This window comes from Pseudomonas sp. KB_12 (assembly GCF_052114545.1).
GTDB classification, from domain to species: domain Bacteria; phylum Pseudomonadota; class Gammaproteobacteria; order Pseudomonadales; family Pseudomonadaceae; genus Aquipseudomonas; species Aquipseudomonas brassicacearum.
The window spans coordinates 21,315-44,911 of the sequence record NZ_JBFREY010000040.1; the positions used below are offsets into that span (position 1 = coordinate 21,315).

Annotated in this window: 25 protein-coding genes; 15 read left to right on the forward strand and 10 right to left on the reverse strand. The window is 60.2% G+C overall.

Translation table 11 applies throughout. From position 1 onward, the window contains the following. Positions 1–13: 13 nt before the first annotated feature. Positions 14–1,168, reverse strand: coding sequence for a patatin-like phospholipase family protein (locus tag AB4Z20_RS24510; RefSeq protein ID WP_258689090.1), 1,155 nt, complete (start codon positions 1,166–1,168; stop codon positions 14–16). Between the two features lie 49 nt (positions 1,169–1,217). Next, positions 1,218–2,150, reverse strand: coding sequence for a lipid A biosynthesis lauroyl acyltransferase (locus AB4Z20_RS24515; RefSeq protein WP_057452459.1), 933 nt, complete (start codon positions 2,148–2,150; stop codon positions 1,218–1,220). 118 nt (positions 2,151–2,268) lie between these two features. Between AB4Z20_RS24515 and minC the strand changes: the two genes are divergently transcribed. The 7 genes from minC to AB4Z20_RS24550 all read left to right on the forward strand — a co-directional run bounded on the left by minC (position 2,269) and on the right by AB4Z20_RS24550 (position 8,070). After that, a complete protein-coding gene (minC, locus tag AB4Z20_RS24520) occupies positions 2,269–3,006 on the forward strand; it encodes a septum site-determining protein MinC (protein ID WP_057452460.1) in 738 nt (245 codons plus the stop codon). 200 nt (positions 3,007–3,206) lie between these two features. After that, complete coding sequence (gene minD, locus AB4Z20_RS24525; RefSeq protein ID WP_025214989.1) at positions 3,207–4,019, forward strand: septum site-determining protein MinD; 813 nt, start codon at positions 3,207–3,209, stop codon at positions 4,017–4,019. After that, the gene (minE, locus tag AB4Z20_RS24530) at positions 4,019–4,273 is read left to right on the forward strand and encodes a cell division topological specificity factor MinE (protein WP_003179111.1); all 255 of its coding nucleotides are present in this window, start codon (positions 4,019–4,021) and stop codon (positions 4,271–4,273) included. The genes minD and minE overlap by 1 nt, the downstream gene beginning before the upstream one ends. Before the next feature lie 185 nt (positions 4,274–4,458). Continuing rightward, positions 4,459–5,094, forward strand: a complete 636-nt coding sequence (locus AB4Z20_RS24535; protein WP_003204542.1) for an RluA family pseudouridine synthase — start codon at positions 4,459–4,461, stop codon at positions 5,092–5,094. 18 nt (positions 5,095–5,112) lie between these two features. Next, on the forward strand, positions 5,113–6,216 hold the full coding sequence (locus tag AB4Z20_RS24540) for a hypothetical protein (RefSeq protein WP_320389300.1): 1,104 nt from the start codon (positions 5,113–5,115) through the stop codon (positions 6,214–6,216). A 100-nt stretch (positions 6,217–6,316) separates the two neighbouring features. Beyond that, positions 6,317–7,606 (forward strand): M18 family aminopeptidase, encoded by a 1,290-nt coding sequence (locus AB4Z20_RS24545; protein WP_014339686.1) that lies wholly within the window; start codon positions 6,317–6,319, stop codon positions 7,604–7,606. A gap of 281 nt (positions 7,607–7,887) precedes the next feature. After that, the gene (locus AB4Z20_RS24550) at positions 7,888–8,070 is read left to right on the forward strand and encodes a hypothetical protein (protein WP_214509616.1); all 183 of its coding nucleotides are present in this window, start codon (positions 7,888–7,890) and stop codon (positions 8,068–8,070) included. 7 nt (positions 8,071–8,077) lie between these two features. On the opposite strand, the gene AB4Z20_RS24555 is transcribed toward AB4Z20_RS24550, so the two are convergent. Further along, a complete protein-coding gene (locus AB4Z20_RS24555; protein WP_253477104.1) occupies positions 8,078–8,824 on the reverse strand; it encodes a UTRA domain-containing protein in 747 nt (248 codons plus the stop codon). Positions 8,825–9,173: 349 nt separating this feature from the next. Here AB4Z20_RS24555 and AB4Z20_RS24560 point away from each other — a divergent pair, with 349 nt between their 5' ends. From AB4Z20_RS24560 to AB4Z20_RS24585, 6 genes are all read left to right on the forward strand, one after another. Further along, the gene (locus AB4Z20_RS24560; protein WP_442090734.1) at positions 9,174–10,241 is read left to right on the forward strand and encodes an ABC transporter substrate-binding protein; all 1,068 of its coding nucleotides are present in this window, start codon (positions 9,174–9,176) and stop codon (positions 10,239–10,241) included. A gap of 185 nt (positions 10,242–10,426) precedes the next feature. Then, a complete protein-coding gene (locus tag AB4Z20_RS24565; protein ID WP_320389301.1) occupies positions 10,427–11,233 on the forward strand; it encodes an alkaline phosphatase family protein in 807 nt (268 codons plus the stop codon). 5 nt (positions 11,234–11,238) lie between these two features. Next, complete coding sequence (locus tag AB4Z20_RS24570) at positions 11,239–12,075, forward strand: ABC transporter permease (protein ID WP_442090748.1); 837 nt, start codon at positions 11,239–11,241, stop codon at positions 12,073–12,075. Beyond that, complete coding sequence (locus AB4Z20_RS24575; protein ID WP_013694043.1) at positions 12,062–12,862, forward strand: ABC transporter permease; 801 nt, start codon at positions 12,062–12,064, stop codon at positions 12,860–12,862. The genes AB4Z20_RS24570 and AB4Z20_RS24575 overlap by 14 nt, the downstream gene beginning before the upstream one ends. Continuing rightward, complete coding sequence (locus tag AB4Z20_RS24580; RefSeq protein ID WP_253477113.1) at positions 12,859–13,848, forward strand: ABC transporter ATP-binding protein; 990 nt, start codon at positions 12,859–12,861, stop codon at positions 13,846–13,848. Before AB4Z20_RS24575 ends, AB4Z20_RS24580 begins: the two co-directional genes overlap by 4 nt. A gap of 46 nt (positions 13,849–13,894) precedes the next feature. Then, entirely contained in the window at positions 13,895–14,548 is a 654-nt protein-coding gene (locus tag AB4Z20_RS24585; protein WP_442090737.1) for an HAD family hydrolase, read from the forward strand. A gap of 110 nt (positions 14,549–14,658) precedes the next feature. Here AB4Z20_RS24585 and AB4Z20_RS24590 read toward each other — a convergent pair whose 3' ends face one another. The 3 genes from AB4Z20_RS24590 to AB4Z20_RS24600 all read right to left on the reverse strand — a co-directional run bounded on the left by AB4Z20_RS24590 (position 14,659) and on the right by AB4Z20_RS24600 (position 17,329). Then, positions 14,659–15,447 (reverse strand): DUF2182 domain-containing protein, encoded by a 789-nt coding sequence (locus tag AB4Z20_RS24590; protein ID WP_442090739.1) that lies wholly within the window; start codon positions 15,445–15,447, stop codon positions 14,659–14,661. Beyond that, positions 15,447–16,082, reverse strand: coding sequence for a DUF1326 domain-containing protein (locus AB4Z20_RS24595; RefSeq protein ID WP_214509609.1), 636 nt, complete (start codon positions 16,080–16,082; stop codon positions 15,447–15,449). Before AB4Z20_RS24595 ends, AB4Z20_RS24590 begins: the two co-directional genes overlap by 1 nt. A gap of 284 nt (positions 16,083–16,366) precedes the next feature. Beyond that, entirely contained in the window at positions 16,367–17,329 is a 963-nt protein-coding gene (locus AB4Z20_RS24600; protein ID WP_063324792.1) for a zinc-binding dehydrogenase, read from the reverse strand. Between the two features lie 139 nt (positions 17,330–17,468). Between AB4Z20_RS24600 and AB4Z20_RS24605 the strand changes: the two genes are divergently transcribed. Together AB4Z20_RS24605 and AB4Z20_RS24610 are read left to right on the forward strand one after the other, a co-directional pair. Further along, positions 17,469–19,547 (forward strand): carboxy terminal-processing peptidase, encoded by a 2,079-nt coding sequence (locus tag AB4Z20_RS24605; RefSeq protein WP_214509814.1) that lies wholly within the window; start codon positions 17,469–17,471, stop codon positions 19,545–19,547. 118 nt (positions 19,548–19,665) lie between these two features. Then, positions 19,666–21,453: a bifunctional diguanylate cyclase/phosphodiesterase gene (locus AB4Z20_RS24610; RefSeq protein ID WP_442090742.1), complete on the forward strand. Its 1,788-nt coding sequence runs from the start codon at positions 19,666–19,668 to the stop codon at positions 21,451–21,453. A 228-nt stretch (positions 21,454–21,681) separates the two neighbouring features. Here AB4Z20_RS24610 and AB4Z20_RS24615 read toward each other — a convergent pair whose 3' ends face one another. From AB4Z20_RS24615 to AB4Z20_RS24630, 4 genes are all read right to left on the reverse strand, one after another. Then, positions 21,682–22,098: a hypothetical protein gene (locus tag AB4Z20_RS24615; protein WP_442090744.1), complete on the reverse strand. Its 417-nt coding sequence runs from the start codon at positions 22,096–22,098 to the stop codon at positions 21,682–21,684. Further along, positions 22,076–22,444 (reverse strand): hypothetical protein, encoded by a 369-nt coding sequence (locus tag AB4Z20_RS24620; protein WP_320389305.1) that lies wholly within the window; start codon positions 22,442–22,444, stop codon positions 22,076–22,078. Before AB4Z20_RS24620 ends, AB4Z20_RS24615 begins: the two co-directional genes overlap by 23 nt. A 52-nt stretch (positions 22,445–22,496) precedes the next feature. Continuing rightward, positions 22,497–22,850, reverse strand: coding sequence for a hypothetical protein (locus AB4Z20_RS24625; RefSeq protein ID WP_413817782.1), 354 nt, complete (start codon positions 22,848–22,850; stop codon positions 22,497–22,499). Beyond that, positions 22,850–23,597 (reverse strand): RHS repeat-associated core domain-containing protein (locus AB4Z20_RS24630; RefSeq protein WP_442090746.1); only part of this gene is annotated, 748 nt, incomplete at its 5' end. The genes AB4Z20_RS24625 and AB4Z20_RS24630, both read right to left, overlap by 1 nt.

Sequence of the window (23,597 nt, forward strand, 5' to 3'; positions counted from 1 at the left end):
CTGCTTGCATCAGTCAGGACAACCCCAAAAACCGACTCAACGCCTCACGCTGCGCCAACGCATCCTGGCGTCCCAGCTCGATCAGTTCGCTGCAATAGCCCGACTCGAACAACAGATAACTCAGCACCCCCGCGCCGCTGGTCTTGGTCGCACCCGGCCCGCGCAAGAATAACCGCAGCGCACGGGGCAGTTCCTGGCGATGGCGGGCGGCGATTTCGTCGATCGGCTGGCTTGGGGAAATCACCAGCACGTCCACCGGCGCCGCGCCGAGGGCGTGGGCCGGTACGTCGTCGGGTAGCAGGTGACTGAACCCGTTCAGACGCTCAAGCAACTCGATGTCGCTTTCCAGGCTGTCAATGAACGTGCTGTTGAGCATATGGCCGCCGATCTGCGCCAGGGTCGGTTGCAGGCCGGTGTAGCTGCGCTCGGCGGGATCCTGCCCACCAGCGCCACGGGGGTTGCCGCTGACACCGATCACCAGCACCCGATTGGCCCCCAGGTGCAAGGCCGGGCTGATGGGCGCCGATTGCCGTACCGCGCCGTCACCGAAGTATTGCGGGCCGATCCTGACCGGCGCGAACAACAAGGGAATCGCCGAGCTGGCCAGCAGGTGCTCCACTGATAACTGCGTCGGCACCCCGATACGTCGATGTCGCAGCCAGGCATCGATGGTCCCGCGCCCTTGGTAGAACGTGACGGCCTGGCCGGATTCATAGCCGAATGCCGTCACCGCCACCGCGCGCAGTTGCTGCTCGGCGATGGCCAGTTCGATACCCGAAGCGTGGAATTGGGCCTGGAGCAGCTCGCGCAGCGGCGAGCTGTCGATCAGCGCCACCGGCAACTTGGCCCCCAGGCCCAACAGGCTGTGGCTGATGAAACGCATCGCCTGGGCGATCACGCCTCGCCAGTCGCTGCGCATGACCTGATGGCTGTGCACCGCTTGCCAGAACGCCGTCAGCCGCTCGATGGCGGTCTTGAAGTCCATCGCCCCGCTCGCCAGGCTGACTGCGTTGATCGCCCCGGCCGACGTACCGACGATTACCGGGAACGGGTTGTCCGCACCGTCCGGCAACAATTCGGCGATGGCCGCCAGTACGCCTACCTGATACGCCGCTCGAGCCCCGCCGCCGGAAAGAATCAAACCTGTAACCGGTTCAGCTGGGGTCATCGCAATGCTCCGTGCTCAAGGTGCTGCTGAAAAATGGCGGACTACCGGCTCAACCGCGTTTGTCGTACAGCTTCGGCTCGCCCGGCGGACGGCTCTTGAAGCGCCGGTGGGCCCAGAGGTATTGCTCGGGACAATCACTCACCGACTGCTCGACCCACTGGTTGATGCGGATGCAATCGGCTTCCTCGGTCTCGCCCGGGAAATCCGTCAGCGGGGCCTGGATCACCAGGCGATAACCGCTACCGTCGGCCAGGCGTTCCTGGATGAAGGGCACCACCAGTGCCTTGCCCAGGCGGGCGAACTTGCTGGTGGCGGTGACCGTCGCGGCCTGGATGCCGAACAACGGCACGAACACGCTCTGCTTGGCGCCGTAATCCTGGTCCGGCGCATACCAGATCGCCCGTCCGGCCCGCAGCAGCTTGAGCATGCCGCGCACGTCGTCACGCTCCACGGCCAGGGAGTCGAGGTTGTGCCGCTCGCGGCCGCGGCGCTGGATGTAGTCGAACAGCGGGTTCTTGTGCTCGCGGTACATGCCATCGATGGTGTGCTGCTGGCCGAGCAACGCCGCGCCGATTTCCAGGGTGGTGAAATGCAGCGCCATCAGGATCACGCCCTTGCCCTCGCGCTGGGCCTGCTTGAGATGCTCCAGCCCTTCGACATGGGCCAGTTTCGCCAGGCGCGAACGCGACCACCACCAACTCATGGCCATTTCAAAAAAGGCGATGCCGGTGGAGGCAAAGTTTTCCTTGAGCAGACGCTTGCGCTCGGCGGCGGACTTTTGCGGGAAACACAGCTCCAGATTGCGACGGGCGATGCGCCGTCGGTCGCCGGCCACTCGGTACATCAGCGCACCCAGTGCGCGACCGACCCGCAGCAACAGCGGATAAGGCAACTGAACGATCAGCCACAACAGGCCCAGGCCGCACCACAGCAGCCAGAAACGCGGATGAAAAAATGCAGCTCGAAAACGCGGGCGATCCATTACAGCTTCCATTAAGACATGGGCCGCGCATTCTACATTGTTCGACCCGGGTTGCGGCTGGCGGACGATCTCGTTATAAGTCTCGGCACTTTTAGTGACAAGCCGTTGTACGCCGACCATGAGCCAAACCGAACCGCTAGACCAAGATCCCGTGTTCCAGTTGAAGGGCAGCATGCTCGCCATTACGGTGCTGGAGCTGGCCCGCAACGACCTGGAAGGCCTCGACCGGCAGTTGGCGGCCAAAGTCGCCCAGGCGCCGAACTTCTTCAGCAATGCACCACTGGTGCTGGCCCTGGACAAACTGCCGGCCGGCGAAGGCGCGGTGGACCTGCCAGGCCTGATGCGCGTTTGCCGCCAACACGGCCTGCGCACCCTGGCGATCCGCGCCAGCCGCATCGAAGACATCGCCGCCGCCATCGCCGTGGACATTCCGGTCCTGCCGCCGTCCGGCGCCCGGGAGCGCGTGCTGGAACTGAGCCCGGTCGAAGCCAAGAAAGTCCCGGAAAAACCACCGGAACCCACCATCAAGCCGACGCGCGTCATCACCTCACCAGTACGCGGCGGGCAGCAGATTTACGCCCAGGGTGGCGATCTGGTCATCGTGTCCTCGGTCAGCCCGGGGGCGGAACTTCTCGCCGATGGCAACATCCATGTATACGGCCCGATGCGCGGCCGCGCGCTGGCCGGCGTCAAGGGCGATACGAAAGCCAGGATCTTCTGTCAGCAATTGAGCGCTGAACTGGTCTCCATCGCCGGGCAGTACAAGGTCTCCGAGGATTTGCGCCGCGATCCGTTGTGGGGGGCCGGCGTTCAGATCAGCCTGTCGGGCGACGTGTTGAACATCATTCGGCTTTAACGGATACTGCCGCATTTTCCAAGCATCTCTAAAACGAGCGAAAACGGCTTAAACGACGTAGGAAAAAGGATCAGGCAGTGTTTACCGGAGGTAGACCCCGCCCGACATCCGATTCCAGCCAAGCCTGTCCAATTGCAGCAGTTTTCCAGAGATGTTTTTCAGGGGCTGAAAAAGTCCTTTTTCCTTAGGGGTGAAACACCTTGGCCAAGATTCTCGTGGTTACATCCGGCAAGGGTGGTGTGGGTAAGACCACCACCAGCGCCGCTATCGGTACCGGTCTCGCTCTGCGCGGCCACAAGACAGTCATCGTCGACTTCGACGTCGGCCTGCGTAACCTGGACCTGATCATGGGTTGCGAGCGTCGCGTGGTCTACGACTTCGTCAACGTGGTCAACGGCGAAGCAAACCTGCAACAAGCCCTGATCAAGGACAAGCGCCTTGAGAACCTCTACGTGCTGGCCGCCAGCCAGACCCGCGACAAAGACGCGCTGACCCAGGAAGGCGTGGAAAAAGTCCTGATGCAACTCAAGGAAGACTTCGAGTTCGTGGTGTGCGACTCCCCGGCCGGTATCGAGAAAGGTGCCCACCTGGCCATGTACTTCGCGGACGAAGCGATTGTCGTGACCAACCCGGAAGTGTCGTCGGTCCGTGACTCCGACCGCATGCTGGGCCTGCTGGCGAGCAAATCCCGTCGTGCCGAGCAGGGCGAAGAGCCGATCAAGGAACACCTGCTGCTGACCCGCTACAACCCGCAACGGGTCAGCGATGGCGAAATGCTCGGCGTCGAAGACGTCAAGGAAATCCTCGCCGTCACCCTGCTGGGTGTCATTCCCGAATCCCAAGCGGTACTCAAGGCTTCCAACTCCGGCGTGCCGGTGATTCTCGACGACCAGAGCGACGCCGGCCAGGCATACAGCGATGCCGTTGATCGCCTGCTGGGCAAAACCGTGGAGCATCGTTTCCTCGATGTAACGAAGAAGGGTTTCTTCGAGCGCCTGTTTGGAGGTAGGTAATGAACCTTTTTGACTTCTTTCGTGCCAACAAAAAGCCCAGTACCGCCTCGGTCGCGAAAGAGCGTCTACAGATCATCGTGGCGCACGAACGCGGCCAACGCAGCACCCCTGACTACCTGCCGGCCTTGCAGAAGGAACTGGTGGAAGTGATCCGCAAATACGTCAACATCGGTAGCGATGACGTGCATGTGGCACTGGAAAGCCAGGGCAGCTGCTCGATCCTGGAACTCAACATCACCCTGCCGGATCGCTGATAGATCCTGCGGTAGCCACGGCGGCTCGGGCTCAGCGCCCTTGTGTAGGAGCTGGCGAAGCCTGCGATCTTTTGATCTTGACTTGAACTCAAGGAAGCTCGGAAAAGATCGCAGGCTTCGCCAGCTCCTACATATAGGACGACAGGCCCGAGCCGCCGTTGGCGTTTGTAACGAGACTGTTTTCAATGCCCCTGTCCAACATCCGCATCATTCATCAGGACGCCGCCGTCCTGGTGGTCGACAAGCCGACCCTGTTGCTCTCCGTGCCCGGCCGGGCCGACGACAACAAGGACTGCCTGATCACCCGCCTGCAGGAAAACGGCTATCCGGAAGCGCGAATCGTGCACCGACTGGACTGGGAAACCTCCGGCATCATCCTGTTGGCCCGCGACCCGGACACTCATCGCGAACTGTCCCGGCAATTTCATGATCGCGAAACCGAAAAAGCCTACACGGCGCTGTGCTGGGGCCAGCCGGAACTGGACAGCGGCAGCATCGACCTGCCCTTGCGCTACGACCCGCCGACCAAACCTCGGCATGTGGTGGACCATGAGCACGGCAAACACGCCCTGACCTTCTGGCGCGTACTGGAACGTTGCGGCGACTGGTGCCGGGTCGAACTCACGCCGATTACCGGGCGCTCGCACCAATTGCGCGTGCACATGCTGTCCATCGGTCATCCGCTGCTGGGCGACGGACTCTACGCCCACCCGCAGGCCCTCGCTGCCTGGCCGCGCCTGTGCCTGCACGCCAGCATGCTGAGCTTCACCCATCCGCAAAGCGGTGAGCGCTTGCGCTTCGAGTGCCCGGCACCGTTCTAAATTCGATAAAGGCTTGGCATGCAGGTTATTGATTTTCAGGAAACGCCCGTCAAAAAAGTCCGCCATCAGTTGCTGTACCTGGTCTATGGCGACAAGGACGCTTATCGCCACGAGGCCAAGTTCAGCATCCTGACTGCCCTCGCCCACGGCAATCCGTCGACCCTGCCCACCATCAGGATCCTGACCGACCGGCCTGAGGACTATCAGGGCTGGCCGGTGGAGACCCTCGCGTTGAGCCCGCAGTTGCTGACCGAGTGGCAAGGCAATAATGGTTACATTCACCGGCGCAAAGCCTGCGCCATCGAGGCCAGCCTGACACTGGCGGAAAAAACCCTGTTCGTCGACACCGACACGCTATTCCTCGCCGATCCCGACCTGCTGTTCAAGCAAATCCAGCCAGGGCAATACCTGATGGACAGCTTCGAATACAACTGGGACTACGTCTGCAAGCGCGAGGATTACCTCAAGCTGGGTACGCGCCTGCGCCGCCACGGCATCACCCCGGACAACAGCTTCAAGCTCTACAACAGCGGGCTGTGCGGCGTGACTGACAACGACGCTGCGCTGCTGGGCCAGGCCGTCGAGCTGATCGATGAATGGACCGAAGGTGGCTTCGACATCCACACCATCGAACAGATCGCGATCTCGTTCACGCTACGCAACCAGACCATTAACGAAACCAACAAACACGTCTATCACTACTTCGCCGAGAAACGCTTCTTCCACACCATGTTGGCGCACTTCTTTGCCCAACACGGCGAGGCGTTCAGCGCGCAGTTGATCGAGCGTTGCCATGACGTACCGCGCACCCGACCTTTCCCCTCTGCCTGGCGGCGGCTGAAGATCAAATGGAAATTGCGCCACCAGCGCGGCGCCTTGCACAAGATCGGTCGCGACCTGCTGTATGGCAGCGCAGCACCGGAGCATCCCTACTACAACCTTTGCCGCCACCATTGGTGGGATTCGGCATCGCGGGAGATTCTTCGCCTGGACCCGGAGCGCCAGCAACAGCTGTTCGGCCAACTGGAGCACTGGCCGCAGCACCTGCCAGAACCGTCCAAGGCACAAGACAAGCCCTTGATCATGGCGCACTTGCGCAAGCGGATCGCTGTCTCGGGCTGATCGATCGCCGGACCACAGAACAATCCGTGACGGGGGATTGGGTCTGCAATGCAGGCGGTCGATGGGGTAAACTGCCGCCCATTGCTGTCTGGAGTTTCTTATGCGCGCAGAGTTGAACCAGGGCCTGATCGACTTTCTCAAGGCCTCCCCTACCCCGTTCCATGCCACCGCCAGCCTTGCCAAACGCCTGGAGGCGGCAGGCTATCAGCGTCTTGACGAACGCGAGACCTGGGCCACCGAGGCCAACGGTCGCTACTACGTCACGCGCAACGACTCCTCGATCATCGCCTTCAAGCTCGGCCGCAACTCACCGTTGCACGATGGCATCCGCCTGGTCGGCGCCCACACCGACAGCCCCTGCCTGCGGGTCAAGCCGCAGCCGGAACTGCAACGCCACGGGTTCTGGCAACTGGGCGTGGAAGTCTACGGCGGCGCGTTGCTGGCGCCGTGGTTCGACCGCGACCTGTCCCTGGCCGGGCGCGTGACCTTCCGCCGCGATGGCAAGGTCGAAAGCCAGTTGATCGATTTCAAGGCGCCGATCGCCACGATTCCGAACCTGGCCATCCACCTCAATCGCGAAGCCAACCAGGGCTGGGCCATCAACCCGCAGAATGAACTGCCGCCGATCCTTGCCCAGTTCGCCGGGGACGAGCGCGTTGATTTCCGGGCTGTGCTCACCGATCAACTGGCCCGCGAACACGGCCTGAATGCCGACGTGGTACTCGATTACGAGTTGAGTTTCTACGACACGCAAAGCGCTGCGGTCATTGGCCTGCACGGCGATTTCATCGCCGGTGCGCGCCTGGACAACCTGCTGTCGTGCTACGCCGGCCTGCAAGCGTTGCTGAACGCTGACACCGAAGAAACCTGCGTGCTGGTGTGCAACGATCACGAAGAAGTCGGCTCGTGCTCGGCCTGTGGCGCCGACGGCCCGATGCTGGAACAGACCCTGCGTCGCCTGCTGCCTGAAGGTGAAGAGTTCGTCCGCACCATTCAGAAATCCCTGCTGGTGTCGGCGGACAACGCCCACGGCGTGCATCCCAACTATGCCGACAAGCACGACGCCAACCACGGCCCCAAGCTCAACGCCGGCCCGGTGATCAAGGTCAACAGCAACCAGCGCTACGCCACCAACAGCGAAACCGCCGGGTTCTTCCGCCACCTGTGCATGGCAGAAGAAGTGCCGGTGCAGAGCTTCGTGGTGCGCAGCGACATGGGCTGTGGCTCGACCATCGGCCCGATCACCGCCAGCCAGCTGGGCGTGCGCACCGTGGACATCGGTTTACCGACCTTCGCCATGCATTCGATCCGCGAACTGTGCGGCAGCCATGACCTGGCGCATCTGGTGAAGGTGCTGAGCGCGTTCTACGCCTCTCGCGAGTTGCCATAGTTGCAGTTGCAGCTAAACCCTGTGGCGAGGGAGCTTGCTCCCGCTGGGCCGTAGGAGCTGTCGAGTGCAACGAGGCTGCGATCTTTCCCCTGACACTTGAATCTCAAGCGAAAGATCAAAAGATCGCAGGCTTCGCCAGCTCCTACAGAACCCAGCGGGAGCAAGCTCCCTCGCCACAATGATGTCCGCCTCAAGATTCGAGGAGGCCGTGACATACATCAGCACATCCCGGCAAAACCCCAACTAGACTGGCCCTATCCTTCCCCGACAAGGCTGTCGCCATGATCTCGATGTCTTCGTTCAACGCCATGCTGGTGCCCATTATTGCCGGCATGATCCTGCTGGCCATCGGCTTCAACTTCCGTGACAAGAGCGTCGGGGTCTTTGCCATGTGGATCGGCATGTTGCTGATCCTCGCCACGGTGGTGATCAAGATCCTGAGCAAGCTCAACGAGTCGCTCTGACCCTGCCTCAGGCTGCGGGCGATTGTTCCGGTACAGGTTGTTCCGGCACATCCACGCCGACATGGATCGCATCGTGTCGCCAGAACTCCAGGTCGCAATCGATCAGCCGCTGGTGCTGGTCATAGTTGACCCGTGCGATGCGAAGCCCGGGGCTGCCCACCGAAACCTTCAACGCCGCTGCCGCTTCCGGCTGTAACGAGGTGGGCACGATTTCAAACTTCACCCGGCCGTAGTGCAGGTCGTAATGGCGGGCGTACAGTTCGGTGATGGACTGGTCGAGGTCAAACCCCAAGATGTCCGGAAAATACTGCGGGTTCAGGTAGTGCTCGACGTACAGCACCAGCCGCTCGTCGATACGCCGCACGCGGCAGATCTGGATCACGCTGGACAATGCCGGCAACTGCAACCAGGCGCACACCGCCGCCGAAGCGGGTTGCAGACGCGCCGAGATCACTTGGGTAGAAGGCACACGCCCCTGGGCTGCGACCATGGCGTGGAAATGGCTGCGCTGCATCAGGTTGTAGGCCAGGCGCGGCGGCGAGACGAACCAGCCCCGGCGCTCCTCCCGATAAATCTGCCCCTGGGCTTCGAGCTGCAACAACGCCTCACGCACGGTAATCCGCGTGGTCCCGAACAATTCACTGAGCTTGCGCTCGGCCGGCAATTTGCTGCCAGGCGCCAGCAACCCGTGGTCGAGCTGCTCTTGCAAGACCTGTCCGATGGCTGTCACCGCTTTGGTTGCATCGATGCGCATCAACGTTACCTATCTGGACTAGACCAGCACTGTTTCGGGGCAAGATCGACTGTCCATCGACCCGCTTCTTGGTCCAGCAAGCCTAGGCACTGCACATGACTGGCAGATGACAGAGCCGCCGAACGGTCGTTTTGCAAGCGTGCAAATTAACGGCCAAGTCCTTTCATATCAGCTGTTTAACCATGGTCTACGCTTAATTTGCAGCCAACCTCCACGAGCCGGGCATTTCCTGGTCCCTCCAACACCGACATCAAAATGTCACAGGGCTCGCCTACATTGGCTCAGGTATTGCTGACCTAGACCAACACAACCGCAATCGCAGCGTTGAAAACGCCCATAGGAGCTTCGGATGAAACAGCTTTTCCTGGCATCACTGTTAGGCTCGACCATTGCCATGTGCACCGCCGCCATGGCCGCTGACACCGATCTGAAAACGTTGGAAGCCGCTGCGAAAGCGGAAGGCGCCGTGAACAGCGTCGGCATGCCCGATGACTGGGCAAACTGGAAAGGCACCTGGGACGACCTGGCCAAGGTCTACGGCCTGAAACACATCGACACCGACATGAGCTCGGCCCAGGAAATCGCCAAGTTCGCCGCCGAGAAAGACAACGCCAGCGCCGACATCGGCGACGTCGGTGCAGCGTTCGGCCCGATCGCGGTCAAGCAGGGCGTGGTCCAACCCTACAAGCCAAGCACCTGGGAACAAGTCCCTGCCTGGGCCAAGGACCAGGACGGCAACTGGGCATTGGCCTACACCGGCACCATCGCGTTCATCGTCAACAAGAAGCTGCTGCACGGTTCCGAAGTGCCGACCAAGTGGGCGGACCTGAAGACCGGCAAATACAAAGTCTCCATCGGTGACGTGAGCACCGCCGCCCAAGCCGCCAACGGCGTGCTGGCCGCGGCCCTGGCCAACGGTGGCAACGAGAAGAACGTCCAGCCGGCATTGTTGATGTTCGCCGAAATCGCCAAGCAAGGGCGCCTGTCCATGGCCAACCCGACCATCGCCACGATGGAGAAAGGTGAAGTCGAAGTCGGCGTGGTCTGGGATTTCAACGGCCTGAGCTACAAGGCCAAGATGGCCAACCCGGATGACTACGTCGTGCTGATTCCGTCCGACGGCTCGGTCATCTCCGGCTACACCACCATCATCAACAAATACGCCAAGCACCCGAATGCCGCCAAGCTGGCTCGCGAGTACATCTTCAGCGACGCCGGCCAGATCAACCTGGCCAAGGGCAACGCCCGTCCGATCCGCGCCGAGCACCTGACCCTGCCGGAAGAGGTCAAGGCCAAGCTGCTGCCGAACGAGCAGTACAAAGGCGTGACCCCGATCAAGGATGCGGATGCTTGGGAGAAGACTTCCAAGGCGCTGCCGCAGAAGTGGCAGGAAGAAGTGATCATCAACATGCAATAAAGGGGTAATCCCCCCATTCGGATATCTGGAGAAGATTCAACTGTGGGAGCGAGCCTGCTCGCGATAGCGGCATGTCAGTCAACATCATAGTTGAAGGTCAGCCGCCATCGCGAGCAGGCTCGCTCCCACAGTGAAACCAGGTGAATCCGAGACCTCATTGATACCTGCCCGGAGTCCCGGTACCCATGAAGCACAACGTCATCCTGGTGGTGCTCGACGGTCTCAACCATGAGGTCGCCCGGCATGCCATGGGGCATTTGCAGGCTTACGTCGGCGCAGGACGCGCGGCCCTCTACAAACTGGAATGTGAGTTGCCCGCCCTGTCCCGCCCGCTCTATGAATGCATCCTCACTGGCGTCGTGCCCATCGACAGCGGGATCGTGCACAACAACGTCTCGCGCCTGTCGAACCAGCGCAGCATTTTCCACTACGCCACCCAGGCCGGCTTGAGTACGGCGGCTGCGGCGTATCACTGGGTCAGCGAGCTCTACAACGTCTCGCCCTTCGTGGCCGGTCGTGATCGTCACACCGACAACCCCGATTTGCCGATCCAGTACGGGCATTTCTATTGGAATGACCACTACCCCGATTCCCATCTGTTCGCCGACGCCGAACACCTGCGCCAGCGCTACTTGCCGAACTTCCTGCTGGTGCACCCGATGAACATCGACGACGCCGGGCACAAGCACGGCCTCGACACCCCGCAATACCGCAACAGCGCCCGCTCGGCCGACATCAACCTGGCGGTCTACCTGCAAGACTGGCTCGACGCCGGTTACCAGGTGCTGGTGACCTCCGACCACGGCATGAACAACGACCGTTCCCACAACGGCCTGCTGGCCGAAGAACGGGAAGTACCGCTGTTCGTCCTGGGCAGCGGCTTCAGTTTCGATCCCGCCGCCAAGCCCCGGCAGACCGAACTGTGCGGCACCATTTGCCAATTGCTCGGCGTCGCCCACGACAAACCCTATTGCCAGGAGTTACTCAAGTGAACGCCATGACGCGCGGCAAATGGCTGGCAGCGTTGTGCCTGGTGCCCTTCGCGATTTTCTTCATCGTGTTCCAGATCGCCCCGCTGCTTTGGGTGCTGGTCAACAGCCTGGAATCGGAAAAGTTCGGCTGGGGCCTGGCCAACTTCAGCAAGATCTTCAGTTCCAAGTTCTACCTGCAAGCGATCCAGCACAGCCTGGAGATCAGCTTCTGGTCCAGTGTGTTCGGCATCGTCATCGCCGTGCTGGGCAGCTACTCCCTGCGCCAGGTGGATTCGCGGCTGCGCAACTTCGTCAACGCTTTCGCCAACATGACCAGCAACTTCGCTGGCGTGCCCCTGGCCTTCGCCTTCATCATTTTGCTCGGGTTCAACGGCAGCATCACGATCATGCTCAAACAGGCGGGGGTCATCGAGGATTTCAACCTGTACTCCAAAACCGGGCTGATCATCCTCTACACCTACTTCCAGATCCCCCTGGGCGTGCTGCTGCTCTATCCGGCCTTCGACGCCCTGCGCGAAGACTGGCGCGAATCCGCCGAGCTGCTGGGCGCCAACGGCTGGCAGTTCTGGCGCCACATCGGCTTGCCGGTGCTGACCCCGGCGCTGCTGGGCACCTTCGTGATCCTGCTGGCCAACGCCCTCGGCGCCTACGCCACGGTCTATGCGCTGACCACCGGCAACTTCAACGTGTTGCCGATTCGCATCGCCGCCATGGTCTCCGGCGATATTTCCCTCGACCCGAACATGGCCAGTGCCCTGGCCGTGATATTGGTGGCGTTGATGACCGTGGTCACCATCGTCCATCAGTTGCTGCTCAAGAGGAGCTACCATGTCTCGCGCTGAACCGGGCTCCGTCGGACTCTATCATCGGGCGGTGGTGTACCTGCTGTTCGCCATCCTGCTGCTGCCCCTGGCCGGCACGCTCGTCTACTCCATCGCCAGCAGTTGGTCGGCCACCGTGCTACCCAGCGGCTTCACGTTCAAATGGTATGTGCAGTTGTGGAGCGATCCGCGTTTTCTCCACGCCTTCGGCCAATCGCTGCTGGTCTGCGTCGGTGCGCTGGTGCTCTCGGTGGTGTTGATCCTGCCGTTGCTGTTCGTGGTGCATTACCACTTCCCCAGACTCGACGCGCTGATGAACATCCTCATCCTGCTGCCCTTCGCGGTGCCGCCGGTGGTGTCGTCGGTGGGGCTGTTGCAACTCTATGGCTCCGGGCCGCTGGCGATGGTCGGCACGCCATGGATCCTGATCGGCTGCTACTTCACCGTTGCCCTGCCGTTCATGTACCGGGCGATCACCAACAACCTGCAAGCCATCAACCTGCGCGACCTGATGGACGCCGCCCAACTGCTCGGCGCCAGCACCTTCCAGGCCGCATTCCTGGTGGTGCTGCCGAACCTGCGCAAGGGCTTGATGGTGGCGTTGCTGCTGTCCTTCTCGTTCCTGTTCGGCGAATTCGTGTTCGCCAACATCCTCGTCGGCACTCGCTATGAAACGCTGCAGGTGTACCTGAACAACATGCGCAACAGCAGCGGTCACTTCACCAGTGCGCTGGTGATTTCCTACTTCTTCTTCGTACTGGTCCTGACCTGGGCGGCCAACATCTTGAACAAGGACAAAAGCCAATGAGCTACGTCAGCGTCCAACACCTGCAAAAAAGCTACGCCGGCACGCCGGTGTTCAGCGACATCAATTGCGAGATCCGCAAGGGCGAATTCGTCACCCTGCTCGGCCCTTCCGGTTGTGGCAAATCCACGCTGTTGCGCTGCATTGCCGGCCTGACCGCAGTGGATGCCGGCCAGATCATCCTGGACGGGCAAGACATCGTCCCGTTGAGCCCGCAGAAACGCGGGATCGGCATGGTCTTCCAGAGCTACGCCTTGTTCCCCAACATGACCGTGGAACAGAACGTCGCCTTCGGCCTGCGCATGCAAAAAGTCGACGCCTCGGACAGCCACAAGCGTGTGCTGGAGATCCTGCGCCTGGTGGAGCTGCATGATTTTGCCGGCCGCTATCCCCATCAACTGTCCGGCGGCCAATGCCAGCGCGTCGCCCTCGCCCGCTCCCTGGTGACCCGGCCGCGCCTGTTGCTGCTGGACGAGCCGCTGTCGGCCCTGGATGCACGGATTCGCAAGCACTTGCGCGAACAGATCCGACAGATCCAGCGTGAGTTGGGCCTGACCACGATCTTCGTCACACACGACCAGGAAGAAGCCCTGACCATGTCTGACCGGATTTTCCTGATGAACCAGGGAAAGATCGTACAAAGCGGCGATGCCGAAACCCTTTACACAGCGCCAGTCGACGTCTTTGCCGCCGGTTTCATCGGCAACTACAACCTGCTGGACGCCGACAGCGCGACCAAACTGCTGCAACGGCCGGTGAGTGGCCGTATCGCCATCCGTCCGGAAGCCATCGAGCTGAGCCGCAACGGCGAGGCCGATGCGCTGATCCGCAGCCACAGCCTGTTGGGCAACGTGATTCGCTACCGGGTCGAGGCCCGTGGCGTGGAACTGGTGGTGGATGTACTCAATCGCTCGGCCGCCGACCTGCACCCCGATGGCGCACGCCTGTCACTTTCCATCGATCCGTCGGCGCTGTGTGAGGTAGCCTGATGGCTGTATCGATTTTGAAGCTGATCTTGAAGAGGAAAACGCGCTGATGGCCCTGGCAATTTTTGATCTGGACGAAACCCTGATCCACGGCGACTGCGCCACCCTCTGGAGCGAACAGATGGGGCGCCTGGGCTGGGTCGATCCCGAGTCGTTCATGCAGCGCAACAACGCGCTGATGGACGCCTACAGCCACGGCAAGCTGAGCATGGAAGAGTACATGGACTTCAGCCTGGAACCGATGATCGGCCGCACACCGGAAGAAATCGAGCACCTGGTGGCACCGTGGGTGGAAGACTTCATCGAGCCGATCATCTTCAGCGACGCCACCAAGACCATCGCCGAACACCGCAAGGCCGGCGACCGGATCCTGGTGATCTCGGCCTCGGGCACGCACCTGGTCAAGCCGATTGCAGAGCGCCTGGGCATCGACGAGATCCTGGCGATCGAACTTGAAGTGGCCCATGGGGTGTACAGCGGCAAGACCGTGGGCACCCTGACCTACCGCGAAGGCAAGATCGCGCGGCTGCTGGACTGGCTGGATGCCGAGGAGGAGAACCTGGAAGGCGCGAGTTTCTATTCCGACTCGCGCAATGACCTGCCGCTGTTGCTCAAGGTCGATCACCCGCACGCAGTGAACCCCGACCCGGTATTGAAGGCTCATGCCGAATCGGCCGGGTGGCCAATCCATACCTGGAAATAAGCCCTCTGTGGGAGCGAGCTTGCTCGCGATAGCGGTGGATCAGCCGGCATTGATTTATCTGATACACCGCCATCGCGAGCAAGCTCGCTCCCACAGGTTCAGGTTCAGGTTCAGCCCAACAGCAGCCACAGGCTCCAGCCGAGCAACAACACACCGCAGAGACGACTGAGCCAGAGTCCCTGCGGCAGGTTTTTCTCCAGCAAGATGAAGGCACCGATCACTGCCACCCAGAGCAGGTTCATCACGCCGACCACGAACAGCAGGCCCATCAGGGCCCAGCAGCAGCCCAGGCAGTAAGCGCCATGGGCCAGGCCCATGCGCCAGCCGCCGAGCACGTCGGGGCGCCAGTAGCTGAGCAGAAAATGCAGCGGCCCGCGACAATGCTCAAGGCAGACCGCCTTGCTTGGCAGCCATTGATAGACGCCTGCGACCAGCAGCAGGCCGGCGCCCAGCGCGGTACTGGTGCTGCGCATCCCCGGACTGAGCAGGGCGAGCTGCTCGAGCGCCCATTGCAGCGCCGTGGCGCCCAGGGCAAAACCGGCCCAGACCAGGACATAGGCGCCGCAGAACAGCAGCAGGGCCAGGTGTCGCTGCGGTGCCGGCATGCGCTTGCGCAGCATCTGCTGGTAGATCAACAGCATGGGCAAGGTGCTGGGCAGCATCATGCCGACCATCATCACCACCCACATCGCGAACATCAGCAGCCCATCGGCCAGGCTCCAGGGCATGAGCATGCCGCCCATTGCCGCATCAGCCATGCCACCCGGCGCACTCATGTCGCGAGCCATGCGCAACAGCAGCAGCCAGGCCAGGGCGGTCAGCGCGAGCAGGCAGAGCAGGAGCAGCCACTGCTCGCCTGTCAGTCGCTTGCTCGGCGTCACCGCCTGAGGTTCTGCCATTACGGCTCTATGCCATGGCCGGTGAAGTGCACGTGGGCGAGGTGGCTATGACTGCCCTGGGATTGCAGTTTGAGGGCTGAATGCGTCTGGTAGCTGCCGCTGGCCACTTCGGCCTCAAGGAACTCGAAGCCGTTGGGCAAGGACAGCCGGACTCGATGAGGTGAGCCGTCGACCGGGCTGCGGATCGGCTCGCCGCTGGCCTGCAGCACGCCTGGAATGTCCAGGTGCGCCAAGCGCTGATCGACATCGATGGAGAGGGTGATGGGCACGAACAGCGGTTCGAACGCTTCACTCATGGTGCTACTGAACACCTGAAACACGTTGGCCCCGGGGTCGCTCTCCAAGCCAGAAAGAATGGTCAGCAGGGCCTGGCGTTGCGCCTCGTCGGCGCGTTCATCGATGAACACCTGGCAACTGCCGTTGCCCTCATGGATGGCACCCGGCCAAGCGAAGGTGGCGGCCCAGCACAAACCGTCCAGCGCTACCTGATTGAAATACCCGTGTTCCACTCGCATCGACGCCACCGCCTGGCAGTGACCCTGGGTCGGGGGTGCATTGAATTGACAGGGGCAGCCCCAATTGCAGTTGCAGGCAATGAATTCGACGCCCTGCATGCGCCATTCGGCGATGGCCATAATCAACCTCTTCACCTGGCGGGTGAAATGAAAGCTGCGGTTACCCCATCCCCCATTAGTTAACGCTAGCAGGGCCCGCGCATCGGATACGGGCTGCCGACCGAAGGTGCAAGCCACCGTCGATAGGGATGAGGTTGCCAGTCATGTCGGCGCGGGCCTGCAAATGTTCCTGCAAATAAAGACATCTGTGGGAGCGAGCTTGCTCGCGATGGCTTTGGATCAGCCGGCATTGATTTAGCTGACACACCGCCATCGCGAGCAAGCTCGCTCCCACAGGGCCGAAATCAGCTCAGGCTCTCATCGATCACCAACACCAGCTTCCCGGACACCTGGTTGGTCGCCAGCTCCGCAAACGCCGCTTCGGCGTCCTTGATGGCGAAGGTCTTGGCCAGTTGCGGGCTCAGGCGCTTGTCGGCAAACAGCGGCCACACCTGTTGGCCCAGCTCGCTGATCAGGTCGGCCTTGAACTGCTCGTCACGGCTGCGCAAGGTCGAACCGAGCAATTGGATGCGTTTGCCCAGCACCTGCGCCAGATCGAGTTCGGTCGAGCGCCCGCCCATCAGACCGATCAATACCCAGCGGCCGTCAACTGACAAAAGTTTCACGTTGAGTTTGGCGTAGCTGCCGCCCACCGGATCGAGGATCACGTCGAACGGACCGAGATCGTTCAAACTCTCCAGGCCGTCGGTGCGCACCACGCCACCCTGGGCGCCCAGGGCCTCGCAATAGGCCAGCCGCTCGGTCGAACCGACACTGACCCAACATGGGTTGCCGAACGCCTTGCACAGCTGGATCGCGGCCGAACCGACGCCACTGGCCCCGGCGTGCAACAGTACTTTTTCACCCGGCTTGAGCGCCGCCAGCTGGAACAGGTTCAGCCACGCAGTGCCGTAGACCTCCGGCAGCGCGGCCGCTTCAGTCAATGACAGGCCCTCCGGCACCGGCAATACATGCCGGCCATCGACCACCACCTCCTCGGCCATCCCGCCGCCGGCCAGCAACGCGCAAACGCGGTCGCCCACCTGCCAGGACGAGCCCGGCCCGACCTCGCTGATCACCCCGGCGCACTCCAGCCCCAACACCTGGCTGGCGCCGGGTGGCGGCGGGTAAAGTCCGGCTTTTTGCAGCAAATCGGCCCGATTCAGGCCGGCGGCTGCCACACGAATACGAACTTGCCCGACATCACACGCCGGGCTCGGCTCATCTGCCCATACCACTTGGCCTTCAACGCCTTGCAATGCTTTCACGGTGCCTCCATAGTGAGTCTCGACTGGGCCCGCTGCTTCAACGCCGGGCTTTCTTGCATTATGCGCCCGGGCCACATGGAACCGGCGACTTCAAAGACGGCCTAATATGCGTTATCAATTGTCCCTGCGTCGAATCAGCATGAAGCATCTGTTCCCCAGTACCGCCCTCGCGCTAGTCATTGGCCTCGGCCTGTTACCGTTGTCGAACGATACGTTCGCAGCCAACAGCTGGGACAAGCTTCAGCCCGATCGTGACGAGGTGATTGCCAGCCTTAACGTGGTCGAGTTGCTCAAGCGCCATCACTACAGCAAGCCGCCGCTCGATGATGCGCGCTCGGTCATCATCTACGACAGCTACCTGAAGCTGCTCGATCCGTCGCGCAGTTATTTCCTGGCCAGCGACATCGCTGAATTCGACAAGTGGAAAACCCAGTTCGACGACTTCCTCAAGAGCGGCGACCTGAACGCCGGGTTCACTATCTACAAGCGCTATCTGGACCGCGTGAAGGCGCGTCTGGACTACGCCATTGCCGAGCTGAACAAAGGCGTCGACAAAATCGATTTCAATACCAAGGAAACCTTGCTGGTCGATCGCAAGGATGCCCCTTGGCTCAAAAGCACAGCCGAACTCGACGACCTGTGGCGCAAGCGCGTCAAGGACGAAGTGCTGCGCATGAAGATCGCCGGCAAGGACTCCAAGCAGATCCAGGAAACCCTGACCAAGCGCTACAAGAACCAATTGGTTCGCCTGGACCAGACCCGCGCCGAGGACATTTTCCAGGCGTACATCAACACCTTCGCCATGTCCTACGACCCGCACACCAATTATCTGTCGCCGGATAACGCGGAAAACTTCGACATCAACATGAGCCTGTCCCTGGAAGGCATCGGTGCGGTGCTGCAGAGCGACAACGACCAGGTGAAAATCGTGCGCCTGGTCCCGGCGGGCCCTGCGGACAAGACCAAACAGGTCAGCCCGGCGGACAAGATCATCGGCGTTGCCCAAGGCAACAAGGAAATGGTCGACGTGGTCGGCTGGCGCCTGGACGAAGTGGTCAAGCTGATCCGTGGTCCGAAAGGCTCGGTCGTGCGCCTGGAAGTCATCCCGGCCAGCAATGCGCCGAACGACCAGACCAGCAAGATCGTGTCCATCACCCGTGAAGCGGTGAAGCTGGAAGAACAGGCAGCGAAGAAATCGGTCCTCAACCTCAAGCAGGATGGCAAGGACTACAAGCTCGGCATCATTGAGATCCCGGCCTTCTACCTGGACTTCAAGGCCTTCCGCGCCGGGGATCCGGACTACAAGAGCACCACGCGCGACGTCAAGAAACTGCTGACCGAGCTGCAGAAGGAAAAAGTCGACGGCGTGGTCATCGACTTGCGCAACAACGGCGGCGGCTCCCTGCAGGAAGCCACCGAGCTGACCAGCCTGTTCATCGACAAAGGCCCGACCGTGCTCGTGCGTAACGCCGATGGTCGAGTGGATGTGCTGGAAGACGAAAACCCCGGTGCGTTCTACAAGGGGCCAATGGCCTTGCTGGTCAATCGCCTGTCCGCTTCTGCCTCGGAGATTTTCGCCGGCGCCATGCAGGACTATCACCGTGCGCTGATCATCGGTGGCCAGACCTTCGGCAAAGGCACCGTGCAGACCATCCAGCCGCTCAACCATGGCGAACTGAAGCTGACCCTGGCGAAGTTCTACCGGGTTTCCGGCCAGAGCACCCAGCACCAGGGCGTGCTGCCTGACATCGATTACCCGTCGATCATCGACACCAAGGAAATCGGTGAAAGCGCCCTGCCCGAAGCCATGCCGTGGGACACCATCCGGCCTGCGATCAAACCGGCCGTGGATCCGTTCAAGCCGTTCCTGGCCCAGCTCAAGTCCGAGCATGACACCCGCACGGCCCAGGATGCAGAGTTTGTCTTCATCCGCGACAAGCTGGCCCTGGCGCAGAAGTTGATGCTGGAGAAAACCGTCACCCTCAACGAAGCCGACCGTCGCGCGCAGCATGCCGACATCGAGGCCAAGCAACTGGTCATGGAAAACCTGCGTCGCAAGGCCAAGGGCGAAGAACCGCTCAAAGAGCTGAAGAAAGAGGACGAAGACCTGATCACCGAGCCAGAGAAAACCAAGCCGGAAGACGATGCCTACCTGAGCGAGACCGGGCGGATCCTGCTGGATTACCTGAAACTCAACACGGCGATCGCCAAGCACTAAGATGATGGCCATTTAATGGTGATGCTCGTCGGAGCGTCATCAAACTGACATCAGTCTGTCGTGAAATACAGGACTGGGTGCCGCGCACCCGGTCCTTTTTTTATCGCCAGAGATTGCCATGACCACGACAGAACAGCTGAGTGCCTTGAGTTCGATCCTGGCTCAAAGCGGTTTGCACAGCCTGTTCCAACCGATCATCTGCCTTTCCGAACGGCGCATCGTGGGTTATGAAGCCTTGACCCGCGGCCCCTCCAACAGCCCGTTGCACTCCCCCATCGCGCTACTTTCCGTGGCGCGCCAGGCCGGCCGCCTCAGCGAACTGGAACTGGCCTGCCGCCGCAGCGCCTGCCAGCGCTTCAATGAGCAAAAACTCCCGGGCAAGCTGTTTCTCAACGTCTCGCCCGAGTCGCTGCTGGAGTCCGCGCACCAGACCGGGCGCACACTGCAACTGCTGCAGGACCTCGGCATTGCCCCCAGCCAGGTCGTGATCGAACTGACCGAACAAACCCCTATCGATGACTTCCAGCTCCTGCAAACCGCGCTGCATCATTATCGCGCGATGGGTTTCTCGATTGCCCTGGACGACTTGGGCGCCGGTTATTCGAGCCTGCGGCTGTGGTCTGAATTGCGGCCCGACTATGTGAAGATCGACCGGCATTTCATCGACGGCATCCACCAGGACGCCCTCAAGCGCGAGTTCGTGGGCTCGATCCTGAAAATCGCCCGGGCCTCCCGCGCCCAGGTGATTGCCGAGGGAATCGAACTGCCGGAAGAACTGGCGGTGCTGATCGAAATGGGCGTCGACCTGGTCCAGGGCTATCTGCTGGCCCGGCCTCAGGAACAACCGTCACGCGATGCCAGGGCGCTGATGCCCAAGCAGGACAGCGGCGTGGCGACGTTGAACGATGAGGTCAACGACCTCAGTGCGCTGCTCAACGAACAACCGGCAGTGGCCCACAACACACCGACAGCCACCGTGCTGGAAGCATTTCGGCGCCAGGCCAACCTCAACTCCCTGGCGGTGCTGGATGATCAAGGGCAGCCCTGCGGCATCGTTCATCGCCATTCGCTCTCGGATGCCTTGCTCAAGCCCTTCGCCACCGACCTGTTCGCCCGCAAACCCATCAGCCGCTTGATGAGCGACGACTTTCTCGCCGTGGAGTTGAACCAGTCGCTGCAACAAGTCAGCCGCCTGATCACCAGCCGCGCCCGACAACGCATCGAAGAAGACTTCATCATCACCCTCAACGGCGGTTACCTGGGCCTGGGCCGGGTGATCGATGTGCTCAAGCTCATCACCGAACTGAAAATCCAACAGGCCCGCTACGCCAACCCCCTGACCCTGCTGCCGGGCAACGTCCCGATCCAGCAATGCCTCACGCGCCTGCTGCAACAACGGCAGGAATCGGTGATCTGCTACGTGGACATCGACAGTTTCAAACCCTTCAACGACATCTACGGCTACGGTCGCGGCGACGAAGTCCTGCTGTGCCTGGCCCAATGCCTGAACGAACGCATCGATCCCAGCCGCGACTTCGTCGGCCACATCGGCGGCGACGACTTCCTGCTGGTCCTCGGCCCGGAAGACTGGCGCAGACGCCTGGACCAGCTCCTCAGCGACTTCCAGACCCACTGCCGCCGCTTCTACCGCCCCGAACACCTGGAGTCGGGATGCTTTACAGCGTTGAACCGACAGGGCGTTCGACAGGAGTTCGCGTTGTTGTCATTGTCGATTGGGGTAGTGCACCTGCGCGCCGAGGCCTGTGAGGAATTGGATGCCAGCCAGTTGGCGGAACTGGCTTCGCAGGCCAAGCATCATGCCAAGGAGATTTTGGGAGGGAGTGTGTATTTGGTGGAGGGTTTGGCTGGGCGGGAGTCTGTGGTGGCGTTGGGTTTGACGGTGTGAAACATCTGGCGCGGCCCCGTGGCGAGGGAGCTTGCTCCCGCTGGGCTTTGTAGGAGCTGGCGAAGCCTGCGATCTTTTGATCTTGCTCTTTCGCTTGAGATTCAACTGTCAGGGAAAAGATCGCAGCCTCGCTTCGCTCGGCAGCTCCTACAGGCCCAGTAGGAGAAGGCTCCCTCGGCACGAAAAACGGTGCGGTGGTGGGGTGATTAAACATTTGCCTTATCTGAACTACCAGGTTGCAGGATCTTCCTGGCTGGCTTTATCAAGCTCCTCGCTCCACTCTTCTGCTAGATACTTATAGATATCCTCAAAGAAAACTCTGAAATCCTCCATTTCATCCCATCCCGGCGGAAGGGCTGAATGTGAAACCACTTCGTGTTCGAACACCTCACCGAAGTCATACTCCGGATCGTCGAGTGCAATTGCGAGCACACAAAAAAATAAAAATTTGTGACGATAGCTTAGATTTCTAAAACGATGGATCACGTACTTATAAATCAACTCTTTCCGATCGTCAGCATTATTGAGATCGAACTGCGACAGTTCCTCCCCCAGAGTCTCTTCACAGTCATATATCTCGAAGCCGCCGAGAAAATGTCCGACCAGAGGATCATAGGGACGATCAAGAAACGGATGCATCAACATCAAAACCTCCTACGGGATAAGCGGTGACCGGACGTAGCGTTTCGTAATCGAATCTGACTTCGAATACATTAATTTCGCTTTGAAATATTGGATTCTCTCTGTCATTTACGTTGGGTATGTATCCCTGCCCAACCTTGGGCATATACATGCGCACGACTGGATTCCCTCTTTTGTCTTCGCCGGTAAAACGTGGAAGACCTCTGGCTTCGCGGGTCAGTGCTTCATTTATGGCTTGATGCTGTATTCGAAAACTATTGAATTTGGTGCTACAGTTGGCTCTCCACTGCCTTTGCCTTGAGAATTTCACGTTTTCGGTGCGAGCTTCCGATGAGCTTTCATCAGACATGTACGAACCATATCTTTTTGTTTTCTTCAAACAACTGCCTCCCTAAATCATGTCATTGAACTGAATCTAAATGATATCGACGCAGACAACCCAATAAAATCTTCATAAATTGACGCGAATCCTTAACATCATCATCAAAATAGGTCGTTATCTTAGAAAAGATCTCATCAAAATCGGATCCCCCCTCCAAATAAAACGAAATTTTTTCGATAAACCATTCACGCTCATGACTTTGAAATGCCAAAAAATCCGGCTTAAGCAAGTGATCAAATAATTCCGCCAACTCAGAGTCTGAGTTAACATCCTTCGAAACGATATACGCCTCTCTAGCCTCATCTATTGTATTTTCAATATCAAATACAAAAAGGAGACTTCTTAGCACAACCATATCAGACGACTTCGTCATCATTCAAATTCCGTGTAGCTAGTTATTGGAAAACCTGCATTATTCAGTATCACTACTGCTTTCGTTTGTTGCCCATACTGCAATCCTTCTTTCTTGTAACCTTCCCCTATCGTTTTTCCAAATTCAATCGGCTCGCGAGATTGTTGAAGGCCGCTTTGCCTAAAAACTAGTTTCGCCCTATATATAGCGTTCAATTGATCTCTATGGCTTATGAAGCGTGTCGCTGCAGAGGGAATCTTCGCCTGACCTATTTTATTGCCTTGGGTATAAATTTCTATTTCGCCTGTTCCAGGATTTCGCCCTGTCGTAACGCGTTCCAGCTGAGCATCCGTCGTAGTTTGAGCACCGTGTTTTTGTAAGAAATGCGCTTTGTCGATAGATCGCTCCATTTCATCCAAGCGCCGGTAGGCATTCGCCTCCGCCAACTCATCAATCCGCGCCCGCCGCTGCTCCGCCGTCATCGGCAGCCGCGGTTCCCCCTCATCCACCCCAACCTTAACCGCCGGATCCTGCTCCCCAACCGCCGGCCTACACCCACCCTTCCCCGGACAATCCACCAACCCCAACGGATCCACCCACCCCGTCGGGTTCAGGGTGTACCGATACCCATTGAGCCCACCCACCAACTTGCTCGGGTCGGGCGTCAGGTAACGGCCAGTCTCGGGATTGTAGTAGCGGTGCCGGTTGTAGTGCAGGCCGCTTTCGGGGTCGAAGTATTGGCCCTGGAAGCGCAGCGGTTGCTCAAGC

Coding starts and splice junctions, on each gene's coding strand:
- AB4Z20_RS24510 (WP_258689090.1), bottom strand. CDS start 1,168: ATGACCCCAGCTGAACCGGTTACAGGTTTGATTCTTTCCGGCGGCGGG.
- AB4Z20_RS24515 (WP_057452459.1), bottom strand. CDS start 2,150: ATGGATCGCCCGCGTTTTCGAGCTGCATTTTTTCATCCGCGTTTCTGG.
- minC (WP_057452460.1), top strand. CDS start 2,269: ATGAGCCAAACCGAACCGCTAGACCAAGATCCCGTGTTCCAGTTGAAG.
- minE (WP_003179111.1), top strand. CDS start 4,019: ATGAACCTTTTTGACTTCTTTCGTGCCAACAAAAAGCCCAGTACCGCC.
- AB4Z20_RS24535 (WP_003204542.1), top strand. CDS start 4,459: ATGCCCCTGTCCAACATCCGCATCATTCATCAGGACGCCGCCGTCCTG.
- AB4Z20_RS24540 (WP_320389300.1), top strand. CDS start 5,113: ATGCAGGTTATTGATTTTCAGGAAACGCCCGTCAAAAAAGTCCGCCAT.
- AB4Z20_RS24545 (WP_014339686.1), top strand. CDS start 6,317: ATGCGCGCAGAGTTGAACCAGGGCCTGATCGACTTTCTCAAGGCCTCC.
- AB4Z20_RS24550 (WP_214509616.1), top strand. CDS start 7,888: ATGATCTCGATGTCTTCGTTCAACGCCATGCTGGTGCCCATTATTGCC.
- AB4Z20_RS24555 (WP_253477104.1), bottom strand. CDS start 8,824: ATGCGCATCGATGCAACCAAAGCGGTGACAGCCATCGGACAGGTCTTG.
- AB4Z20_RS24560 (WP_442090734.1), top strand. CDS start 9,174: ATGAAACAGCTTTTCCTGGCATCACTGTTAGGCTCGACCATTGCCATG.
- AB4Z20_RS24565 (WP_320389301.1), top strand. CDS start 10,427: ATGAAGCACAACGTCATCCTGGTGGTGCTCGACGGTCTCAACCATGAG.
- AB4Z20_RS24570 (WP_442090748.1), top strand. CDS start 11,239: ATGACGCGCGGCAAATGGCTGGCAGCGTTGTGCCTGGTGCCCTTCGCG.
- AB4Z20_RS24575 (WP_013694043.1), top strand. CDS start 12,062: ATGTCTCGCGCTGAACCGGGCTCCGTCGGACTCTATCATCGGGCGGTG.
- AB4Z20_RS24580 (WP_253477113.1), top strand. CDS start 12,859: ATGAGCTACGTCAGCGTCCAACACCTGCAAAAAAGCTACGCCGGCACG.
- AB4Z20_RS24585 (WP_442090737.1), top strand. CDS start 13,895: ATGGCCCTGGCAATTTTTGATCTGGACGAAACCCTGATCCACGGCGAC.
- AB4Z20_RS24590 (WP_442090739.1), bottom strand. CDS start 15,447: ATGGCAGAACCTCAGGCGGTGACGCCGAGCAAGCGACTGACAGGCGAG.
- AB4Z20_RS24595 (WP_214509609.1), bottom strand. CDS start 16,082: ATGGCCATCGCCGAATGGCGCATGCAGGGCGTCGAATTCATTGCCTGC.
- AB4Z20_RS24605 (WP_214509814.1), top strand. CDS start 17,469: ATGAAGCATCTGTTCCCCAGTACCGCCCTCGCGCTAGTCATTGGCCTC.
- AB4Z20_RS24610 (WP_442090742.1), top strand. CDS start 19,666: ATGACCACGACAGAACAGCTGAGTGCCTTGAGTTCGATCCTGGCTCAA.
- AB4Z20_RS24615 (WP_442090744.1), bottom strand. CDS start 22,098: ATGTTGATGCATCCGTTTCTTGATCGTCCCTATGATCCTCTGGTCGGA.
- AB4Z20_RS24620 (WP_320389305.1), bottom strand. CDS start 22,444: ATGTCTGATGAAAGCTCATCGGAAGCTCGCACCGAAAACGTGAAATTC.
- AB4Z20_RS24625 (WP_413817782.1), bottom strand. CDS start 22,850: ATGACGAAGTCGTCTGATATGGTTGTGCTAAGAAGTCTCCTTTTTGTA.